The following is a 3,484-nucleotide window of genomic DNA, read 5'->3' as shown; positions in this document are numbered from 1 at the left end:
AGAGACCTCAATGAACCCGAAACAGCTCGCCTTCCTGGCGAGCTGTTTTCGTTCTACGCCCACCGACGAAAGATCGCAAGTGCAATAACGAGATTTTTCACGTCTTTACGCTCAAAAAGTAAAAAAACCATGTTTTCCCCTGGCTGAATCCCCAAAAACGCGTGAAATGCGTTTTCAGGATGTTGCATAGCTATGCACAAATACGGCACACGATTTGTTTCGCTCGCCCCAGCCGTCGAACGGGTCAAAATGGCAAGATTTCGTCACTTCTCCGGTCACATCTCCATTGATGGCCCACTCCGAACCCGTGCCGCGCGTTCCTGTACCTCATGTCTGTACCGGGCACGCTCCTGTTCATCCCTTAGCTGTTGTTCGCGATAAATAACCGACTCAAGCGATCCACTTGCCCGGCTAATCTCTGCACCTGCTGACTCAATATCACGACGCGCTCGTTCAGTATCGCGTTGTTCCGTTGCGTAACCTCGTGCATCTTCTGCAATTCCGCGAAGGCGCTCTCCCACTCGTTCAGCCGCCGCATATAGTCCTGTTGCAAATGCTCTAAGGCGTTCAGCAAATGCCCTTCCAGTTCCGTCATACTCGTTTACTCCCTGACCAGCCTCACGGCGTTCTTGTCGCCCACCGTCCAGGTGTTTTCCCCTTTCACCCCGTCCGGCAACACCAGAAATTTCCCGTTCTCGCCATTGACGAACGTCACCCCCCAGGTTTTTGCCTCGAGTTTCGCCAGCGTGTTTTCCTGCTCTCTGATAGTCAGGATATTTTTCGCAATCTTGCTTTCCTGCCACTCCATCAGCCCCCAGCACCCCAGGAAAATCCCGCCCGTGACGCTGAGCGCGGTCAGCGCCGGAAACAGTATCCGCCCTTTGATCACCCGCCAGAGCAGTTTTTTCTGCTGCCGGGACAGTTCGGCCTCTGTGGTGCTGAACTGCATGCTCACGGTGGTGCTCAGCGTATCCAGTTGCTTTTTCACGGATGTTGTATGTTCGCTGATAGCGTCTCTGATTTTCTGCCTGTTTAAGCTCAATGCCTTGTCTACAGACTCTTCGAGCTTCCTGAACTCGCTGTTCAGCATGTTCTCGGTAGAAGCGGCTCGCTCTTTCAGTTTCTTCTCGAAGTCTGTTCCCATTTGTAAAAGATTGCTCATACAGCGCCCCCTTTAGCCTGAGATTCCGCCCCCCCTCCGGGTCGGCAATACTGATGCTGCTTTTGGTTGTCCTCACCACCTCAAAACCTGCCGCTGTAAGCGCCTCTGTGACATCCTGACGCGTTTTTATTGCTCCGGCATGGTAAAGAGCCTCAAGACCCCGTGTAATCGCTTCTGCGGCCTCCTGTTTCGCTTTTGGCAGATTATTTGGCGTGACAAGCGTCCGTCTGTTCTCCGGTGCGTTCGGGTCACGCAGCCCGTAATGATGATTAACCAGCGTCTGCCAGGCATTTATCCTCGGCCTGTCCGCACGGTCGTAGTACGGCTGGAGGCGCTTACCGCTCTGTAGCTCCATGTTCGGGATGACAAAATTCAGTTCGAGCCGCCCCTTATCCTGGTGTTCCACCCAGAGAATGCTGTACTGGTCTTTTTCGAGACCGGGCATAAGAACACGCTCAAAGCTCGTCATCACTCTTTCGCGTTCACCCGGTGGTAGCTCCTTCTCCGCGAACGACAGAACGCCTGACGTGTATTTCTTCGAAAATGGCGTGGAATCAATGAGTTCCCGCACTTCTTCCGGGTTACCCCGGAGCACCGTTGCGCCTTCGCGGTTACGCTCCCGCCCCAGCAGGTAATCGACCGGGCCACTTCCACCGCCTTTCCCCCTGGCATGAAATTTAACTATCATCCCGTACCCCCTGTTCCCTGACAGCCTGCCGCAACTGGCGCAATTCACCCTCGATGGCCATCAGTGCGGCCACCACATGAACCCGGTCAATCGAAGACCACTGGCCGCTGTTCACCTTCCGGGCTGTCTGGTTCAGGTTGTTCCCGATGGCAGCCAGATGCCGCAGCAATGGCGGTGCCAGTGTCGGCAGTTTTCCTGTGCGTGCAACCGGCTCCCCCAGACAGACCCGCCGCATCCATTCCGCCAGTCGTTTACCCTCGCAGCGTTCCAGTAACCGGGCGTGCTCCTCATCGGTAACCCGTATCGTGAGCATCTTCTCGCGTTTCATCGGTATCATTCCCCCTAACAAATCCCCCATACAAGGAGCCTTAAGACCATGACCAAACAGGAAAAAACAGCCCTTAACATGGCTCGCTTTATCAGAAACCAGACGCTAACCCTGCTGGAAAAACTCAACGATCTGGACGCGGACGAACAGGCAGACATCTGCGAATCACTTCACGACCACGCCGACGAACTCTACCGCAGTTGCCTCGCACGCTTCGGCGATGACGGTGAAAGCAACTGAAACATGCAGCTCCCGGAGACGTTCACAGCTTGCCTGTGAGCGGATGCCGGGAGCAGACAAGCCCGCCAGGGCGCGTCAGTGCGGGTGTCGGGGCGCAGCCCTGACCCAGTTCACAGAGCGATAGCGATGTGTATACTGGCTTTCCTCATTTTGCATCGGTGCAGAGTGGATGGGAAGTGCACCATGTCAGGAGTAAAAAGCCGCACAGATGCGTAAAAACAGCGCGCCCGATAAACAACACACACGCGGACACTGGCACAGGCGCGTAAGTGCACAATGCTTGCCTCTGTGACTCTTCCGCTTCCTCGCCCACTCGCTCACTACGTTCGGTCGCTGGGGCTGCGGCGAGCGGTGGGATCACTCTCGTTGTGATGCAGATCCGTTTTTTTTTTTGCACTGGAGTTATCAGGAGTAGCGGTGCACATGGGATCGTGCGATATGCTGGATGGTGGAAGGTCGGAGGGAACGGCAACAACTCACCCCTCCCAGTGAAGGGACGGGTAGTTTGCCGCTCTCGATATGCCGGACGGAGCCAAGGCCATCGATCACGGGGCGCGTCAGTGGAAGAACCCGCGCCTGCGTGACGTATGCGTCTTCGCCGCACCATCTCACCCGTCACGCCACCACATACCGGGAACTGCCGCCAAGGTCTAACTCAACCAATCTAGCCGCGCTACATACGGTTTTTGTGGCAACTCATCAGGTGTCCGCTGTCGATGAAACTCTCTGCGCCGGTAGCGGAACTCTCACGCGTGCGGTCGCCGTCGTCACAGCTCCCCCAACCGCAAACGATTCTCGCAAATACGCAAGTATCTGCAAAAACAGGTTTTTTTCGGGGTTCCTGGGAGACTGTGCTGTTGAAAAACTCTTGAAGAATACAGAAGGCTCATGCAAACTGAATGAACTGGTTTCTGTTGTGGATCTCAACAGTTTCCACAGGAACATTGAGGAGGTCAGAGACCTCAATGAACCCGAAACAGCTCGCCTTCCTGGCGAGCTGTTTTCGTTCTACGCCCACCGACGAAAGATCGCAAGTGCAATAACGAGATTTTTCACGTCTTTACGC

At 55.1% G+C, this 3,484-nt stretch carries 5 protein-coding genes and 1 pseudogene; 2 read left to right on the top strand and 4 right to left on the bottom strand.

Going from position 1 to position 3,484, the window contains the following annotated elements:
• Nucleotides 1-361 precede the first annotated feature (361 nt).
• From ACJHW7_RS25205 to ACJHW7_RS25190, 4 genes and pseudogenes are all read right to left on the bottom strand, one after another.
• Nucleotides 362-595, bottom strand: coding sequence for an MbeD family mobilization/exclusion protein (locus ACJHW7_RS25205; protein ID WP_000137389.1), 234 nt, complete (start codon nt 593-595; stop codon nt 362-364).
• A 6-nt stretch (nt 596-601) separates the two neighbouring features.
• A complete protein-coding gene (locus ACJHW7_RS25200; protein WP_000067487.1) occupies nt 602-1,162 on the bottom strand; it encodes an MbeB family mobilization protein in 561 nt (186 codons plus the stop codon).
• A 370-nt stretch (nt 1,163-1,532) separates the two neighbouring features.
• Nucleotides 1,533-1,850, bottom strand: a pseudogene (locus ACJHW7_RS25195) (nuclease); the annotation flags it as partial.
• Nucleotides 1,840-2,163: a MobC family plasmid mobilization relaxosome protein gene (locus tag ACJHW7_RS25190; protein WP_001696562.1), complete on the bottom strand. Its 324-nt coding sequence runs from the start codon at nt 2,161-2,163 to the stop codon at nt 1,840-1,842. The pseudogene ACJHW7_RS25195 and the gene ACJHW7_RS25190, both read right to left, overlap by 11 nt.
• A 63-nt stretch (nt 2,164-2,226) precedes the next feature.
• Here ACJHW7_RS25190 and ACJHW7_RS25185 point away from each other — a divergent pair, with 63 nt between their 5' ends.
• Nucleotides 2,227-2,418, top strand: a complete 192-nt coding sequence (locus tag ACJHW7_RS25185) for a Rop family plasmid primer RNA-binding protein (protein ID WP_062914769.1) — start codon at nt 2,227-2,229, stop codon at nt 2,416-2,418.
• Nucleotides 2,419-3,121: 703 nt separating this feature from the next.
• Nucleotides 3,122-3,484: hypothetical protein (locus ACJHW7_RS25180; protein WP_249926544.1), on the top strand; the 363-nt coding region annotated here is incomplete at its 3' end.

The sequence above is a fragment of the Escherichia sp. WS1152 genome (assembly GCF_046487665.1).
GTDB lineage: Bacteria > Pseudomonadota > Gammaproteobacteria > Enterobacterales > Enterobacteriaceae > Escherichia > Escherichia coli.
This window is presented reverse-complemented; position numbering and strand designations above follow the sequence as displayed.